The 17,022-nt window shown below is 53.6% G+C and carries 9 protein-coding genes; all 9 read right to left on the bottom strand.

Annotation, left to right across the window (positions count from 1 at the left end):
- Positions 1-54: 54 nt before the first annotated feature.
- The 9 genes from Q0824_RS13495 to atpA all read right to left on the bottom strand — a co-directional run bounded on the left by Q0824_RS13495 (position 55) and on the right by atpA (position 17,002).
- Positions 55-606: a hypothetical protein gene (locus Q0824_RS13495; protein ID WP_298451584.1), complete on the bottom strand. Its 552-nt coding sequence runs from the start codon at positions 604-606 to the stop codon at positions 55-57.
- Complete coding sequence (locus Q0824_RS13490) at positions 599-8,284, bottom strand: putative Ig domain-containing protein (protein WP_298451581.1); 7,686 nt, start codon at positions 8,282-8,284, stop codon at positions 599-601. Before Q0824_RS13490 ends, Q0824_RS13495 begins: the two co-directional genes overlap by 8 nt.
- A gap of 83 nt (positions 8,285-8,367) precedes the next feature.
- Positions 8,368-9,078 carry a PEP-CTERM sorting domain-containing protein gene (locus Q0824_RS13485; RefSeq protein ID WP_298451578.1) on the bottom strand — a complete coding sequence of 237 codons (711 nt, stop codon included), beginning with the start codon at positions 9,076-9,078 and terminating at the stop codon, positions 8,368-8,370.
- 171 nt (positions 9,079-9,249) lie between these two features.
- A complete protein-coding gene (glmS, locus tag Q0824_RS13480) occupies positions 9,250-11,082 on the bottom strand; it encodes a glutamine--fructose-6-phosphate transaminase (isomerizing) (RefSeq protein WP_298451575.1) in 1,833 nt (610 codons plus the stop codon).
- 50 nt (positions 11,083-11,132) lie between these two features.
- On the bottom strand, positions 11,133-12,503 hold the full coding sequence (gene glmU, locus Q0824_RS13475) for a bifunctional UDP-N-acetylglucosamine diphosphorylase/glucosamine-1-phosphate N-acetyltransferase GlmU (protein WP_298451572.1): 1,371 nt from the start codon (positions 12,501-12,503) through the stop codon (positions 11,133-11,135).
- Between the two features lie 119 nt (positions 12,504-12,622).
- A complete protein-coding gene (locus tag Q0824_RS13470) occupies positions 12,623-13,045 on the bottom strand; it encodes a F0F1 ATP synthase subunit epsilon (protein ID WP_298451569.1) in 423 nt (140 codons plus the stop codon).
- A gap of 36 nt (positions 13,046-13,081) precedes the next feature.
- The gene (atpD, locus tag Q0824_RS13465; RefSeq protein ID WP_298451566.1) at positions 13,082-14,476 is read right to left on the bottom strand and encodes a F0F1 ATP synthase subunit beta; all 1,395 of its coding nucleotides are present in this window, start codon (positions 14,474-14,476) and stop codon (positions 13,082-13,084) included.
- A 53-nt stretch (positions 14,477-14,529) separates the two neighbouring features.
- Positions 14,530-15,390: a F0F1 ATP synthase subunit gamma gene (gene atpG, locus Q0824_RS13460; protein ID WP_298451563.1), complete on the bottom strand. Its 861-nt coding sequence runs from the start codon at positions 15,388-15,390 to the stop codon at positions 14,530-14,532.
- 67 nt (positions 15,391-15,457) lie between these two features.
- Positions 15,458-17,002 carry a F0F1 ATP synthase subunit alpha gene (atpA, locus tag Q0824_RS13455; protein WP_298451560.1) on the bottom strand — a complete coding sequence of 515 codons (1,545 nt, stop codon included), beginning with the start codon at positions 17,000-17,002 and terminating at the stop codon, positions 15,458-15,460.
- Positions 17,003-17,022: the final 20 nt, after the last annotated feature.

Raw genomic sequence — 17,022 nt, 5'->3', positions numbered from 1 at the left:
GCAAGAGGTGACCGTCGCGCCCAGTTGCAACCGATCCGAAACTGATACCTGGCGCTACGCAGTAAGCACCTTTTCTATCTGTGTTTTTACCTTTTTAACTTTAGCCTTATCAATCTGGTCTGCAGGCTTGTTCTCTAATATATAGGCATACTCATAAAGCACTTTCAAAGCCTCACCTTTTGCAATCCCGAGACTAGCCGCACTCAGATAATTTTCTGGGTATTTTTCTAAATTTTTGCTACACACTTTAACCCGGTCTAACCTGGCAGGCAGGAGACCTTCCAACATCCTAAAAGCGCTTCCTTCACCTTTCTTTAATCTCAGGTCTAAAAGAATCTGTTTCCAAAATTGCTCTCCCCCGTGCTCCTCATATTGATAAATTATGTAATCGACCAATTCATCATAACGCTCCTGACTACGCCATTGAGCAAGAACCTCTTCTTGAAAAAACAAAGAAGTTTCTTTGAACAAATGCTTTAACTCATTCGGAATGCGCCCCTTCAGGCTACCAGAAACTGCTTCTTTCAATGATTCAGCTTCCTCTACTATTGTATTTACTGCCTGTGGTTCCAAAATATTTTTCCTCGAGCTGAGTCTATCAGTCACAAAAATCCAACCTATCTATCATTTTTCTTAAGCTTCGAGAGTTTCTAGATGATGGTCTTTTGGCAATAGAATTATTTTTATTTGTCAAAGGCTCGTTCGCCTCCCTAAACAAATCCATAAAAAACTGTTCTATAAGACGCTGCTCATTTTTATCCATTTCCATATGAAACAAAGCAAGCACCTTTTCAACCTTCCGTTTGCTACTGCGCGTATGTTCTTGCATCCTGCGATCGAAATCGTTCGTTCTACCAACGTAGCCTGCACCATTATCCGCGAGAATATAAATTCCGCCTGTTAACTGCTGAACAATCAAATTAGTTACTGTTTCTTCGATTGCAACACAAGCTAGTTCTTTACCAATCTTTCTCACTGTAACTCTGAATGATGCTTGTGCAGAGGTCGATTGAATTCCACGAATATTCAGAGCTGCGCCAATTTGAGCCAATCCAAAATACCCACTTGGATCAACAAAGCGAACAGGATCCGAGTTACCGTAAATGTATTTGTTTAACGTAATTGGATCACTACTGTGGCCCATCCACGTATCCATCTGCGTAAACCGCCCCTGGTCCTGGGCGTAGTACCTTGCCCGCAGATAATACTGGCCCAGAGAGGCATCGTACTGCTCACCGGTATAGAGGTAGCTGTTCTCGGTCGAGCCCTGGCTGTTCGCCAACACCCCGAACGCATCGTAATGGTAGCCGTCTGTTAAAGAACCGGTTTCGTCCGCCAGTGCGCGGGTGGAGCCGTGGCCGTCGTACAGATAGTACGAGGTGATGCCTCCACGGGTTTGGGAGACGAGGTCGTCGCCGTATGTGTAGCTGACCTCCGAGCTTCCATTGGCGACTTCTGCCAGTACCTGTGCGTAATCGCGGTTGCTGTCCACGACATATCGAGTGGTCTGGCCGCCGTTCGATTTGCGGGTGCGGATGCCGTCGGCGTTGTAGCCGAAAGTGACTGTCGCGCCCGGCGTCTGTGCTTCGGTCAGGCGGTTGGCGCCGTCGTAACGGTACCTGGTCACCACACCTGTATCCATTTCGGTCAAGGTGTTGCCATTGGCATCGTAGGTGAACTGGACAGCACCCTGGGCCGTCAGGCGATCGTTGTCATCGTAGGTGTAGCTGGTGTGCGCACCATCAATGATGCTGTAGGTCCGGTTTCCAACCTTGTCATGCTGGTATTCAGCACTGTAATTGCCATTGATTGGGTCTGTCACCAGTTCCTTGGTCAGCCGGTACAGTTGGTCGTAACTGTACAGAGCCATCCGCCCATTGTGGCGTTCCTCAACGCTGGTCCGCCGCCCGTTTGCATCCAGCGTATAGCGGTAGTCTGCCAATACCTGGTTCAGGGCATTGGTGGTGGTCAGCACCGTCAGGCGATTAAGTGCGTCATAGTCGTAAGCGGTCTCGTTTCCATTTGGATAAGTGACCGACTTGCGATTGCCCGCAGCGTCGTAGGTATAGGTAGTCGTGCCCTCACTGTCGGTCACTGTTTGCAGCCGATTAAGAACATCGTAGGTGTAGTTGGATGTGACCGAATCACCGACCGCCAGAACTGTCACTCTCGTCCGGTTACCGGAGTTGTCGTACTGGTACTGTATTACCGAACCACCAGGCTGGGTTTCTTCCGTCAGGCGTCCCATGCTGTCGTAAACGTACTGGGTGGTGCCTTCCGTTGAAGTAGCCGTCAGCCGGTTGCCTACTGCATCGTAGGTGTAACTTTCCTCATCTCCACTGGCATAGCGGATTCTGACCAGGCGACTGCGTGAATCGTAGGAATAGCTGGTGGTGTCACCGTTAAAGTCAGTATGACTTACGCGGTTGCCTCCGATGTCATAGACAGAGGTTTCCGTTTGAGCCATTGGCAGCGTCCGGCTCAGTTCGCGCCCCTCACTGTCGTAGGTCCAGCGGGTTGTCCGGCCTTCAGCATCCGTCTGGGTGAGCTTATTACCGGCCGCATCGTAGGTGTACGCGGTTTCTCCACCCGTGGCATCGGTTACCTTGGTAAGGCGGCCAAGCGCATCATACTGATATTCCGTTTTGCGGCCCCTCTGGTCTGTCTCCGATAACAGCCGGCCCATAGCGTCGTAGTCGGAAAGCAACTCCGTGCCATCATGGAAGCGCGTGCTGATCCGTTGATCCAGAGTGTTATAGGTATACGTTGTGGTGTGGCCACGGGCATCCGTTTCGCTCGCCAGGTTGCCATCGGCATCGTAGCTGAAGCTGTGTCGGTTACCGAGAGCATTGATTACCGCGGTCCTGCGCCCGGCTGCGTCGTACTCGTACTGAGTAACCTTGCCCAGGCCGTCAGTTTCCCGGATTACCCGTCCGACGGCGTCATAGGCCGTACTGGTATGGCTACCATCTGGATAGACTGTGCGGACAACCCGATTCAGGGCATCGTAAGCATAGGTAGTGGTCCGGCCCAAGGCGTCGGTTTGCGACACCAGGTTTCCTTCCCCGTCATAGGCTTTGGTTTCAATGGAGCCGTCAGGGTGTAACGTCTCGACCAATCGGCCATAGGCGTCGTACCGGTATTCGGTCCGGTTTCCACGGCCATCAACCGTCGCCGTTTCATTTCCGGCCAGGTCGTACTCGGTAGCGGTCGTACTACCATCAGGGTAAACCGTCACAGTTAACTGACCATTGGCGTTGTATACGTAAGAAGTTACATCATCAACGGTAGCGCCACCGACAGTCCGGGAGCGTGTTTCGGTCAGCACGTTGCCGTTAGCGTCGTAGGTATAACGCGTGGTGTTGCCCAGCGGATCTGTTTCCGTAAGCTTGTTGCCATCACTGTCGTAGGTGTAATTGGTGGCGTTGCCGTTCAGATCAGTACTGCGGGTCACGAGCCCCTTGGCATTAATATTATTGCCGGCAATATTGCCTTCAGGATCGGTAACACTCAGCAGGTTGCCTACGGTGTCGTAGGTATTCCGGAACAGGTTCCCACGAGCATCCTGAATGGTCAGTTCCTGGCCTCGGCTGTTATACGTAAACGCGACCGTATTCCCCAGTTCATCCGTGGCGCTAAGCTGATTATTGCGCGCATCAAAATTCGCATGGGTGGTGTTACCCATGGGATCCACCTGGCTGATCTGGTTACCTTGAGCATCGTATGCGTAGTTCCAGGTGTTCCCGGCGGCATCCACCTGGGTAGTAACGTTACCGTGCTCGTCGTAGTAGTAGAAGGTGGTGTAGCCCTTGCGGTCGGTGACGCTGGACTGCCGGCCTTCTACATCATGGTTGAACTCGGTGCGATTGCCTTCGTTGTCTTCCTGGGCAATCAGGCGGCCGCTTTCATCAAAGATGTTGCGAACCATGCGCCGGCCCATGGGGTCAATAATGTCCAGCAGGCCATGGCTGCGATTGTAGGTGTATTGGGTCGCGTTACCCATGGCATCGGCACTGGCGATGAGGTTGTTTTCGCCGTCATAGCTATAGACCAGCCGCTCTCCACCTGGCTTAACAATGGCGGTGATACGACCATCACCATCCCGTTCGAAAACGACGGACTTTCCGCTTGAATGGAAGATTCCATTTTGAGTGTAGGTCAGCGTATTGCCGTTGGGGTCCGTCACCTTCTCGATGCCGAACGTCTGGTCGAGGGTATATTTGTAGCCGGTCTCTGTGGTCAGTTCATACCGGCTCGGGTCCACTGGGCTGGAGTAGTAGCCATTTTCCACCAGGCTGTCGCCCATGAAGTAGGCATTGTTGTCGTTCAAAGCCCGAAGGGTCGACCGGGTGTCACCAACCGGCGTGAACTTGAGAGTCACATCCCGAATTACGGTTAAGGTATTGCAGGTAGGCGACGCTGAGGTCTCGAATTTCTCCACATCACCGTCAGGCAGCGTGATGGTAATCACTGGCGCACCCAAGGGCTCGATACAGAAATCGGTTAGCATTCCCATGGGGCCACTTCGGTATTCGTTCAGTGCCCAGTAGCGACCCGGAACTCTGGATTCTTCTACTTTTATGTCCTGATAGCCCACGCTCCAGCCGTGGCCGAAATCCAGAGTTTCATGACGTCTGCGACTATCATACGTCCGGGTCACCTGGATGGGGATGCCTGCCAGCGGAACCTCCAGATCCTGCAAGGTTATGCTGAAGTTACCAACCTTAAGATCGCCCTCAACCTGAAGAGACATCATGTCAGAAGCTGAGAGGTTATTAACATCGATCGCAATGATGGCCAGGTCGTACTGGCCATTGGTCAGCATCGTGGGATCAAAAGTCGCAACGGCGGCCGAATTCTGGTTGGCATCGCCCTTGGCAATCACCTGCCACTGGTCGGTACCGGATGGCGCAACAAGCACTTCATAACCGGCAAGGTTGTCGTCAGTGATGGTGGCAATGATTTCTGTGGGTGCAGTGACAACGGTGCCGTCAGTTGGCCCCTCCAGTGTTACCACAGGACTGGCCGTATCGTCGGGATCGCGCACAGTCACTGTTGCGGTGGTTGTTACTGAGGTTTCAGTGTCACTCACCGTGGCGGTAATAATCTTTACGCCCGTGCCGACGGCGGTCCACATTGCTTCTCCGCTGCCATTGACAGGCAGAGGGGTACCATCAACATTCAAATTTATTGTGCGCTCACCTTTACCACCAGTGACCACCGTCAGAATGGATACGATATCGCCTTCATCCACCGTTTGAGGGGAGGCGGTCAGCTCAACCTGCAACGGCTGTATGGCTTCAACAACTTCAATAGCGACATTCTGGTAGGAGCGCTCCTTACCGTCGTCGGCAAAAAATCTTACGTTCTGAATTCCAACCTGCGCAGACGCGGGCGACCAAGCTACCAAACCGGACGTATCTACTGTCATCCCGGCCGGCATGCTGACAGCCCCAAACGTGACGGCATCACCATCAGCATCCGTTGCCATCAACTGATAGCTGTAAGTTTCGCCAACCACGACCGATGTCGGTGCTGCACTGGTGATGACAGGCGCAACATTGGGCCGCTCTGTGACAACAACCGTAAAGCTCTGGCTGGCACTGCCACCCTTGCCGTCGCTAACAAGCACCCTGACCGAATGATTGCCAAGCTGAGAGGGGGAAGGCACCCATGAAACGACACCAGAATCTGCCACTATGACCATACCAGCAGGCGCCTGAGGCAGGCTGTAGGTCAGAGCATCGCCATCATCATCGCTGGCAATCACCTGATAGGCATAGGCTCTACCAAGCTCCACACCTGGTGCAGGAGCAGACGTAATCACAGGAGCCGTATTCTTTTCCGTCACAACCAAGTCAAATGCCTGCGAAACCCACGCACCTCTGTCGTCTTCTACAACAACAGTAACCGGGTGGGAGCCAACCTGAGCCGTTGATGGAGCCCAGCTTACCGTGCCGCTTTCTGAAACCGACATGCCAGCTGGTGCTTCACTCAAACGATAAACAAGCGCATCACCGTCCGGATCGGAAGCGATTACGGAGTATTGATAGAGCTCTCCCGCAAATGCAGTCGTCACGGGCACTGAATCGATAATGGGCGGGTTCCCGCTAACAACAACCTCAACCTGGAAGGTCTGCGTATCTGACTGGCCAGCGGCGTCTTCCACCTTGACTTCAACTGCGCTTACGCCAATTTGACCCGATGTCGGTGTCCAGCTTAACTGGCCGCTATTCGCATCAACTGTCATGCCCGACGGACCACTAATCAGCGCATAGCTGAGCGAATCACCGGCATCAGGATCATGAGCTTCAATCAGGTAGTTGTATTCAACCCCGGTGGCTGCATTAGCGATCGGTGTCGAGATGATTGTTGGAGCACGATTAACGGCAGTAACTTCAATGCTGAACGACTGTTCGTCCGACAGTCCTGACGGATCTTCCACAGTTACAGACACAGGATTCTGGCCGGCCTGACTGTCTGCCGGTGTCCAGCTTATAACGCCCGTCGCCGAATCAATGAGCATTCCTGCAGGGGCGGTACCAAGAACATAAATCAGCGTATCGGTCGGATCCGGATCAGCTGCTTTTACGGCGTACTCATAGGCTTGGCCAACACGGGCAAAGCCCACAGGCGAAGACGTGATCCTGGGTGCTTCATTGACTTTTTCTACCTGGACAGTCCACAGCTGCGTGGCCCTCAGGCCCAGTGGGTCTTCTACGCCGATGACGATTTGTTGATTGCCCACATCATCGCGGCCAGGGGTCCATTCCACGAGACCTGTATTGCTATCAATCTGCACACCCACAGGCGCAGAATCGAGGTGATAACTCAGTGCATCTCCATCCGGATCCGAGGCCAGGATCTGATAAATATAGCCTACGCCCTGTGTAGCGCTTTCAGACGGGGTACTGGAAATGACAGGAGCATGGTTCACTGGCTCGGGACGATCACGCATGTGCCGAGGAACTGCCGATACCACGCCAGACTCACAGACAGCGGCGCCAGCAGCATCCATTTCGGCAATGCGGTAATAGTAGGTGTTGTTGTTCTGCACACCGGTATCAAGATAGGTTGAATAGCGGTTGGTGGTCGTCACCAGTTCTTCGAAAGGACCATCGGCAGCATCCGAACGCTGGACAGAGTAATGATGGGCGCCGGTATCCGACCACATGACCTGAACACGACCGGTCTTCGCCCGAGTGCGAACATCGCTGACGCACTCGCGAACGGTGACGCGATCACTGCCAGATACACCTGAAAGCCTCGGTGCGTAGGTTTCAAAATCGTAGGCCCCCAGCACATGTCCGGTCACTGTCATATTGAACAGGCGGGATTCCCCTGAGGGAACATCCTCGCAACCTTCTGGTGAAGCGCATTCGTAAGAAACCGCAATGCCGGATGTATCACGACGAGCCTGCAGCTCAAGATTAACGCGAGAGGTCACGGTGCCGACTGAACTGAGAATGGCATCCACCATGGCTGCATGACTCTGAACGCCATTGACCAGCACACCACCCGTTGCGGTCACTATGTCAGTTGCTTGGCTACCTGAATCGATTCCCTGCCTTGAGCCACGCGTGTTTACCGCAGCGACAGACACTCCGTTCACCTCAAGAGCGGATATGACCTCCTGCATGCTTACGCTAGATGTGTGGGAATGGACATCCCCAAACCACACTATGATCTTCGCTGCACCATCACGCCATCCGGTGTCAGCGCCTGTTGAATAACCTCGGTCGGTAGAGCCCTCACCATCGGTGATGCCTCCCGACGTTGCTACCTGATGGAGAGCAAAGAAATTCGCTTCTGCAGCGTCTCCGCCACCCCGGGCGTACCACTGATTGATAGCTGCCTGAACATCGTCTTTGTTTTCAGTGACCGGCTGGAGAAGCTGATAGGCACGGTCGGCCGCGTTAGCGGCAGACCCGAACTCCCGAGGATCACCCAGATATCGCCCGACCCCAAAGGCAACGTCTACCCCTTCGAATCGTTGGTCCTCTCCTGCAATCGCATCCAAAATAGCACGTGCGTTATCCTTAACGGCTTTAACGGCTCCCCCCATGCTGCCCGTGTTGTCGGCCAGGAAAACCACATCCACACGGTTAGCGGCAGGCCCGGATTCACTGAGAGTGATGGAGCGCTGCACCGTAACACTTTGTCCCTGCGCGATAGAGACGTTTATGGCATCAGGTGATAGCAATGCGGCCTGTAGCAAGCCCATAGGAGCTGCCAGCAACATTGCAAATACAACAAACGATCGGAAAGAAGTCAGGGTGAGCATTATTAACGTCCTTGTCATCAGGCGAATGCCAGCCAGGCGCGAAGGCGTCACCCGGCGGATTGCATTATCTTCTTAGTGTTATCTCAGGCAGGTGTGTAACGCAAACGTCGTGTCGATACGGCTATCAGGCCCAGCGCCATCAATACCAGGGAACCAGGCTCAGGAACTGTAACTGGCACGTTCGCCCCGAAGATCTCCAGGGAACTCCAGAAGTACACCGATGCAGTGTCGTCGAAGCCTGGGCCAGTCTGGGGGTCTACATGTTCAAGATAAAAGCCGGAGGTTGCCAGCATGTCGCTCAGCGTCAGTGTGATGAGTGCCGTTTCACCTTGTGCGAGGTCAAAGTTCCAGCCTAGAGCAAGAGACACATCATCCGGGCGGTCAGATGGCAGATGGTTAGTATTGTCCAAAGCGCCCGCAATCACGTTGTCATAGATAGTGCCAAACGCATAACCCGGCTCGTCAATCTGCCAGCTCTGACCACTAGCAACGGCGCCGTGAGCTAAGCCATATTCGTTAAGGTAGGTATTCAGGTGGGCATCAAAATCCAGATCCAGGAACCCGATCCATGAGTGATTTCCCGCGCCAGACAGCTCAAAGGACAAAGAACCCAGACCGGTCGAAGGGTCCAGGAAGCCATCTCCCGGCATCGCATCACCCAAGTATGCCTCGGAGACTACGCCATCAATATTGAATGCCCAATCTGTGAAATTGATAACAGCAGCATGAGCGGATAACGCAGGTACTAGAAGGCTGGCAGAAAGCACAGTCCTGGCAAGCAGATTTGAAAACATAGTCTGTTAACATTCCTTGTTCGTAGAAAAGTTAAATCCTGTTAACTCTACGCACATATTATTACACAATTTTACATAAGGGAATAAGAGCCGCTCTTTTACACACCGCCTTCTTCGAAATTTCACCAGAGGCCAAGCTTTATTCGCCGAAGAAGGCCGTGTGTTGCAGATTTATTCCACCGTCACGCTCTTTGCGAGGTTTCTGGGCTGGTCCACATCTGTGCCTTTAAGCACGGCAACGTGATACGACAGCAACTGTAACGGCACGGTATATACAATCGGTGCGGTGATTTCGTGCACTTCCGGGAGTTGTATCACGTGGATATTATCTTCCGGCTTTATGTTCGCCGCACGATCTGCAAACACGAATAGTTCACCGCCTCTGGCGCGAACTTCTTCGAGATTCGATTTCAGCTTCTCGGCCATGTCGTTGTTGGGGGCAACGGTAACTACCGGCATCTCGCTGTCTACCAATGCCAACGGGCCATGCTTCAACTCGCCTGCGGGATAGGCTTCTGCGTGAATGTAGGAAATTTCTTTTAGTTTCAGGGCACCTTCCATTGCTACGGGGTACTGAGATCCACGGCCCAGGAACAGGGAGTGGTTTTTGTCCATGAAACGCATGGATATGTCAGCAATTTCAGTTTCCAGTGCCAACACGTCATTTACCTGGCCGGGGACCAGATGAAGGGCTTTCACGATGTCTGCTTCACGCTCTTCGCTTAAGCCATTTTTTCGTGCCAGCGCGAGAGTAAAAATTAGCAGCGCTGTTAGCTGGGTCGTAAAGGCTTTAGTGGAAGCAACGCCAATTTCGGGGCCCGCCTGGGTCATGATAACCAGATCTGATTCTCTTACCAACGTGCTGCCCGGTACATTACAAATAGCCAGTGCCGCGCGGAAACCGGCTTTTTTGGCTTGGCGCAGTGCTGCCAAGGTGTCAGCCGTTTCACCGGATTGGGAAATACACAAAAACAAGGTGTCTTTCTGGATCACATGTTTGCGGTAACGGAATTCGGAGGCAACCTCCACTGAACAGGGTATGCCTGCCAAATCTTCAATCCAGTAACGCGCTACCATCCCAGCGTGATAGCTCGTGCCACAGGCAATGATCTGTACGTGACGAACATCTTGCAGCAGGTTTCCCGCTTCGGTACCAAGCGCTTGTTCGAGAACATGGCTGCCGGTTACGCGACCTTCAATAGTGGCCTTGATAACTCTGGGCTGCTCATGAATTTCCTTGAGCATGTAGTGGCGGTACTCGCCTTTGTCTGCTGAGTCGGCGGCATGTTCGAACCGATTGATCGCACGCTCAACAGGTTTGCCGTCGCGATTGTGAATCTCGATGCGATCCTTGCGAATATCCGCAAGGTCGCCTTCTTCCAGAAACATGAAGCGGTCAGTAACAGGCAGCAGAGCAAGCTGATCAGACGCAATGAAGTTTTCACCGATACCTACGCCAATAACCAGCGGGCTACCTTCACGGCAAACCACCATGTGCTCCGGCTCGTCAGCGTGCACCACGGCCAGCGCATAAGCTCCTCGCAGCCGTGTAACCGAGATTTTCACCGCATCGTACAGTTTGCCCAGTTCGCGATAGTTCTTCTCTATCAAGTGCACAACAACTTCGGTGTCGGTCTCAGAGGTAAATTTGTAGCCGTCGGCTCTCAACTCCTCACGCAGTTCCTGATAGTTCTCGATGATACCGTTGTGCACGATTGCAAGGCGGTCACCAGACATGTGCGGGTGAGCATTGAGCTGCGATGGCACACCGTGGGTTGCCCAGCGAGTGTGAGCAATGCCCAGATAGCCGGTGAGCGGGCGGGCTTCAATGGCGGCCGCAAGCGAGGCTACCTTGCCCACTTCCCGAGCGCGCTGAACGGCGCTCTTGCCATCCAGAACGGCCATACCAGCTGAATCATATCCCCGGTATTCCAAGCGGCGCAGGCCCTCAAGAAGAATGCCCTGAACGTCCCGTTCCGAAACTGCACCTACAATGCCACACATGCTGTTTGTCCTGTTCGTGATAAAAAATCGTGGTAATAACTAGGAGAAAATTACGATCCGCTTTTTTCCGGCTTTTGCCAACCGGAGATGTTGCGCTGACGACCACGGGCTACGGCCAGTTGCTGCTCAGGCACATCCTTGGTAATCGTAGAGCCCGCCCCAACGGTGGCACCCTCCGCAATGGTAACCGGTGCTACAAGCGAACTGTTTGAGCCCACAAAGACGCCGTCACCCAACACCGTTTTGTACTTGTTCACGCCATCATAGTTACAGGTAATGGTGCCTGCACCCACGTTTACGTTAGCGCCCAGCGTAGCATCACCCACGTAGCTGAGGTGGTTAATTTTGCTGCCCTCACCCACGATGGTGTTCTTAGTTTCAACAAAATTCCCTACCTTGGTGTTGGCCGCCAATTGCGTACCCGGCCGCAGGCGGGCAAATGGCCCAACGTTGGCATTTGGGCCCACACTGCTTTGCTCAATGACGCTGTGGGCATATACATGGACGCCATCGGCAATGCTGCTATCGGTGATCACACACCCGGGGCCAATAGACACATTGCTACCCAAGGTAACCTTGCCGTTGAAGACTACGTTCACATCAATCAGAACGTCATTACCAATGGTGAGTTCACCGCGCACATCCACTCGCGACGGGTCAGCCAGGGTGGCGCCTTCCGTCATCAAACGTTCGGCTTCCCGGCTTTGGTACCAACGCTCTAGCTCGGCCAGTTGCAGACGATTGTTCACGCCCTGCACTTCGAACGGATTGCCCGGCTGAGCCACATTTACCGTCATACCCGCCTGAACGGCCATGGCGATAATGTCGGTCAGATAATATTCGCCCTGGGCGTTGCTGCTTGATAGCTGGGGAAGCCAGGTCTTCAGGTGCCGCGCGCTTACCGCAAGAATACCTGTGTTGACTTCATTAACGGCCAACTGTTCCGGGCTGGCGTCTTTCTGTTCAACGATGGCAGTAACCTTCCCTGCCTGATCGCGCAAAATACGGCCATAGCCCTGGGGATTGTCCAGAGTCACGGTTAACAACCCGAGGGTGGTCTCGTCCAGATCCTGTACTAATCCCTGCAGGGTTTGTGCAGTGGTCAGGGGTACGTCGCCATAAAGCACCAGAACCCTGGCGTCGTCGGGTAGCTCAGGCAGTGTTTGGGCAACCGCGTGACCCGTTCCCAACTGCTGTTCCTGCATTACCCAGCTAACGCTGTAGGCGTTGGAAGCTGCTTTTACCTGATCAGCGCCATGTCCGATCACACCGTGAACTTTTTCGGCGCCCAATGTCTGGGCAGTCTCGATCACGTGGTGGAGCATCGACCGCCCTGCCACTTTGTGCAGTACCTTCGGCAGCGATGATTTCATCCGTGATCCCTGGCCAGCAGCCAGGATTACAACGTGCAACGGTGACATGGGGCAACAACTCCCTTACGTGGTCGGCGTTCTATATCAATGGTAGTTCACACAACAAAAAAGCCGCACCTCGGAATGGAAGGATGCGGCTTCTTCGATGCAAGCTCTCGCAAACTGTTCTATCGAACGTTTTTGCGCAGCTTTTGCAGGGTGCGTAGCTGAGCAGACGCTTCGGCCAGCTCGGCAGCCGCACGATAGTACTCAAACTCACCCGTCTTGTTCGCCAATGCTGCTTCGGCGTCTTTCTGAGCCTGCACGGCGGCAGCCTCATCAACGTCTTTAGCACGCACCGCTGTATCGGCCATCAGGGTTACAAGGTTTGGCTGCACTTCCAGGTATCCCCCGGAAACGTAGAGGATTTCCTCTTCGCCACCTTGTTTGATGATCCGGACTGCCCCCGGCTTAAGCGCGGACAGCAACGGAGCATGGCCAAACTGAATGCCCAACTCACCCTCGGTGCCGGTAGCGATAAGCATCTCTACCAGACCGGAGTAAATCTTCTTCTCAGCACTTACGACGTCACAATGTACAGTCATAGCCATATCTCTAAGCCTCTTGGGTCAGAAATTGAAAGAGGATTACTTAGCTTCTTTCGCTTTCATGGCCTTCGCTTTTTCGATGGCTTCGTCCATGCCGCCAACCATGTAGAACGCCTGCTCAGGCATATCATCATAGTCGCCAGCGAGGATGCCTTCAAAGCTGCTGATGGTCTCTTTCAAAGACACGTACTTGCCCGGTGAACCGGTAAATACTTCAGCAACGTGGAACGGCTGAGACAGGAAACGCTCAATCTTACGGGCGCGAGAAACGATCTGCTTGTCTTCTTCAGACAGCTCGTCCATACCCAGAATCGCGATAATGTCTTTCAGTTCCTTGTAGCGCTGCAGTACGTTCTGCACACCGCGGGCAACCGCGTAATGCTGCTCACCGATAACCAGTGGATCCAGCTGACGGGAGGTGGAGTCCAGCGGGTCGATCGCAGGGTAGATACCCTTGGAAGCGATGTCACGGCTCAGTACCACGGTAGCATCAAGGTGCGAGAAGGTGGTGGCTGGTGACGGGTCAGTCAAGTCATCCGCCGGTACGTATACCGCCTGGATGGATGTGATTGAGCCAGTCTTGGTGGAGGTAATACGCTCCTGCAGCTCACCCATTTCCTGGGCCAGAGTCGGCTGATAACCTACCGCGGAAGGCATACGGCCCAGCAGTGCAGATACTTCAGTACCCGCCAGGGTGTAACGGTAGATGTTGTCGATAAACAACAGTACGTCACGACCTTCGTCACGGAACTTCTCTGCCATGGTGAGACCGGTCAGGGCAACACGCAGACGGTTTCCTGGGGGCTCGTTCATCTGGCCGTAGACCATCGCTACTTTATCAAGAACGTTGGAGTCCTTCATTTCGTAGTAGAAGTCGTTACCTTCACGAGTCCGCTCACCAACACCTGCGAATACGGAGAGACCGGAGTGCTCTTTCGCGATGTTGTTGATCAGTTCCATCATGTTTACGGTCTTGCCTACACCGGCGCCGCCGAACAGGCCAACTTTACCACCCTTGGCGAACGGGCAGATCAGGTCGATAACCTTGATGCCTGTTTCCAGCAGGTCGGCAGAAGCTGACTGGTCTGCATAGCTGGGTGCTTTGCGGTGGATAGCCCAACGCTCTTCTTCACCGATAGGGCCGGCTTCGTCGATAGGACGACCCAAAACGTCCATGATGCGACCCAGAGTCTGGGTGCCCACGGGTACCGAAATCGGCTTGTGTGTGTTTTCTGCTTTCAGGCCACGCTTCAGGCCTTCAGTGCTGCCCATCGCGATGGTGCGAACAACGCCGTCGCCCAGCTGCTGCTGAACTTCCAGTGTAGTTTCGCCACCTTCAAGCAGCAGTGCGTCGTAAATGCCTGGAACGGCGTCACGTGGGAATTCCACGTCGATAACCGCGCCAATGATCTGAACGATGTGTCCGCTACTCATGCTCGGTTCCTCGTTATCTTCATAGTCAATAATACCAGTAGGATTGTGGCGAATCAGACCGATGCCGCGCCGCTCACAATTTCCGAAATCTCTTGCGTAATGGCTGCCTGACGAGCTTTGTTGTATACCAACTGCAGGTCTTTAATAATGTCACCCGCGTTATCGGTAGCACTCTTCATGGCAATCATTCGGGAGGCCTGTTCGCAAGCCAGGTTCTCTACCACGCCCTGATACACCTGGGACTCAATATAGCGTGGCAGTAGCCCGTCGAGAATCGGACGCGCATCCGGCTCGTAAATGTAATCCCACTGGGTACCGATATCTTCTTCGATGCCTTCCGGCAGCGGCAATAGCTGCTCTGCTTTCGGCATTTGCGTCATGGTGTTGACGAATTCGTTGCTCACCAGGTACAGGCGGTCAATCTTGCCCTCACTGAAAGCATCGAGCATCACCTTGACGTTACCGATCAGAACTTCCGCGCTGGGATCATCACCAATGTGCGTCAGCGCCGCGACCACGTTGCCACCGTAGCTGCGGAAGAATGAAGCGCCTTTCTGCCCGATAGCACAGAGGTCAATCGCAACATTCTTGTCTTTCCATTCACGCATTTCGCGCACGAGCAATTTGAACGCATTTGAGTTCAAACCGCCGCACAATCCGCGATCGGAGGAGATAACGATGTAGCCTACACGTTTCACCTCACGCTCAATCATGAACGGATGACGGTAATCCTTGTTGGACTTGGCAATGTGTCCAATTACCTGGCGCATCTTCTCCGCATAAGGGCGGGTAGCCCGCATGCGTTCCTGAGCTTTGCGCATTTTACTCGCCGCTACCATTTCCATGGCGCTAGTGATTTTCTGCGTGCTCTTGATGCTGCCGATCTGGTTACGTATTTCTTTTCCGATGGCCATAGATCACTGCCCTTTCAAGTTAGACACTCATTTGGACCTACAGGCCCGCCGCAGCGGGCCAGCGGTGTTACCAGGTTTGAGTGGTCTTGAATTTCTCCAGCGCAGCTTTAAGACCTGCGGCAACGTCATCGTTGTAGTTGCCTTCGGCACCGATCTTCTCAAGCAGTTCTTTTTGCTCTGAACGCAGCCAATCCAACAACTGGGCTTCAAACTGAACAACTTTGGTGACGTCTACGTCATCAAGGAAGCCTTCGTTAGCTGCGAAAAGAACACTACCCATTTCAGCCACAGTCATGGGGCTGTACTGGTTCTGCTTCATCAGTTCGGTAACACGCTGACCGTGCTCGAGCTGCTTGCGTGTTGCGTCATCCAGATCCGAAGCAAACTGTGCAAACGCTGCCAGCTCGCGATACTGAGCCAGAGCCAGACGGATGTTACCGCCCAGTTTCTTCATGATCTTGGTTTGAGCTGCACCACCTACCCGAGATACCGAAATACCAGCGTTCATCGCCGGACGGATGCCGGAGTTGAACAGGTTGGTCTCAAGGAAGATCTGACCGTCGGTAATGGAGATTACGTTGGTCGGTACGAAAGCCGAAACGTCACCAGCCTGGGTTTCGATGATTGGCAGTGCGGTCAAAGAACCGGTCTTGCCTTTCACTTCACCGTTGGTGAACTTTTCAACGTAGTCTGCGTTTACGCGGGAAGCGCGCTCCAGAAGACGGGAGTGCAGATAGAAAACGTCACCGGGATAGGCTTCACGACCTGGCGGACGACGCAGCAGAAGGGAGATCTGACGGTAAGCAACAGCCTGCTTGGACAGGTCATCGTATACGATCAGGGCATCTTCACCGCGGTCACGGAAGTATTCACCCATGGTGGTACCGGAATACGGTGCCAGGAACTGCATGGCGGCCGGATCGGCGGCGCCTGCGGCTACTACGATGGTGTGATCCATCGCACCGTGCTCTTCAAGCTTGCGCACAACCGCAGCAATCGAAGACTGCTTCTGGCCGATGGCAACATAGATACACTTGATGCCTGAGTTCTTCTGGTTGATGATCGCGTCGATGGCGACAGCTGTCTTACCAATCTGACGGTCACCAATGATCAGCTCACGCTGGCCACGGCCAACCGGAACCATGGTATCGATCGCTTTCATACCGGTCTGGATCGGCTGATCAACAGACTGACGCTCGATAACACCCGGTGCTACTTTTTCGACCGGCTCGGTCATGCTGGTACCCAGCTCGCCCTTTCCGTCGATCGGATTGCCCAGACCGTCAACCACACGGCCCAGCAGTTCCGGGCCAACCGGAACTTCAAGAATACGACCGGTGCAACGAACTTTCTGACCTTCGGCCAGACCTTCGTAGTCGCCCAATACCACGGCGCCCACAGAGTCACGCTCAAGGTTCAGCGCCATGCCGAATGTGCCGTTGGCAAATTCGATCATTTCGCCAGACATTACGTCAGCCAGGCCGTGAATCAGCACAATACCGTCTGCAACAGACAGAATAGTGCCTTCGTTTTTTGCTTCAGAAGAGATATCGAGCTTTTCGATTCTCTTTTTAATGATGTCACTGATCTCGGATGGATTCAGTTGCTGCATGCCTTTGTCCTCAAACCTTT

The sequence above is a fragment of the uncultured Marinobacter sp. genome, assembly GCF_947488835.1.
Classification (GTDB): Bacteria; Pseudomonadota; Gammaproteobacteria; order Pseudomonadales; family Oleiphilaceae; genus Marinobacter.
Note: the sequence above shows the minus strand (reverse complement) of the source record. Positions and strands in the feature narration are given on the sequence as shown.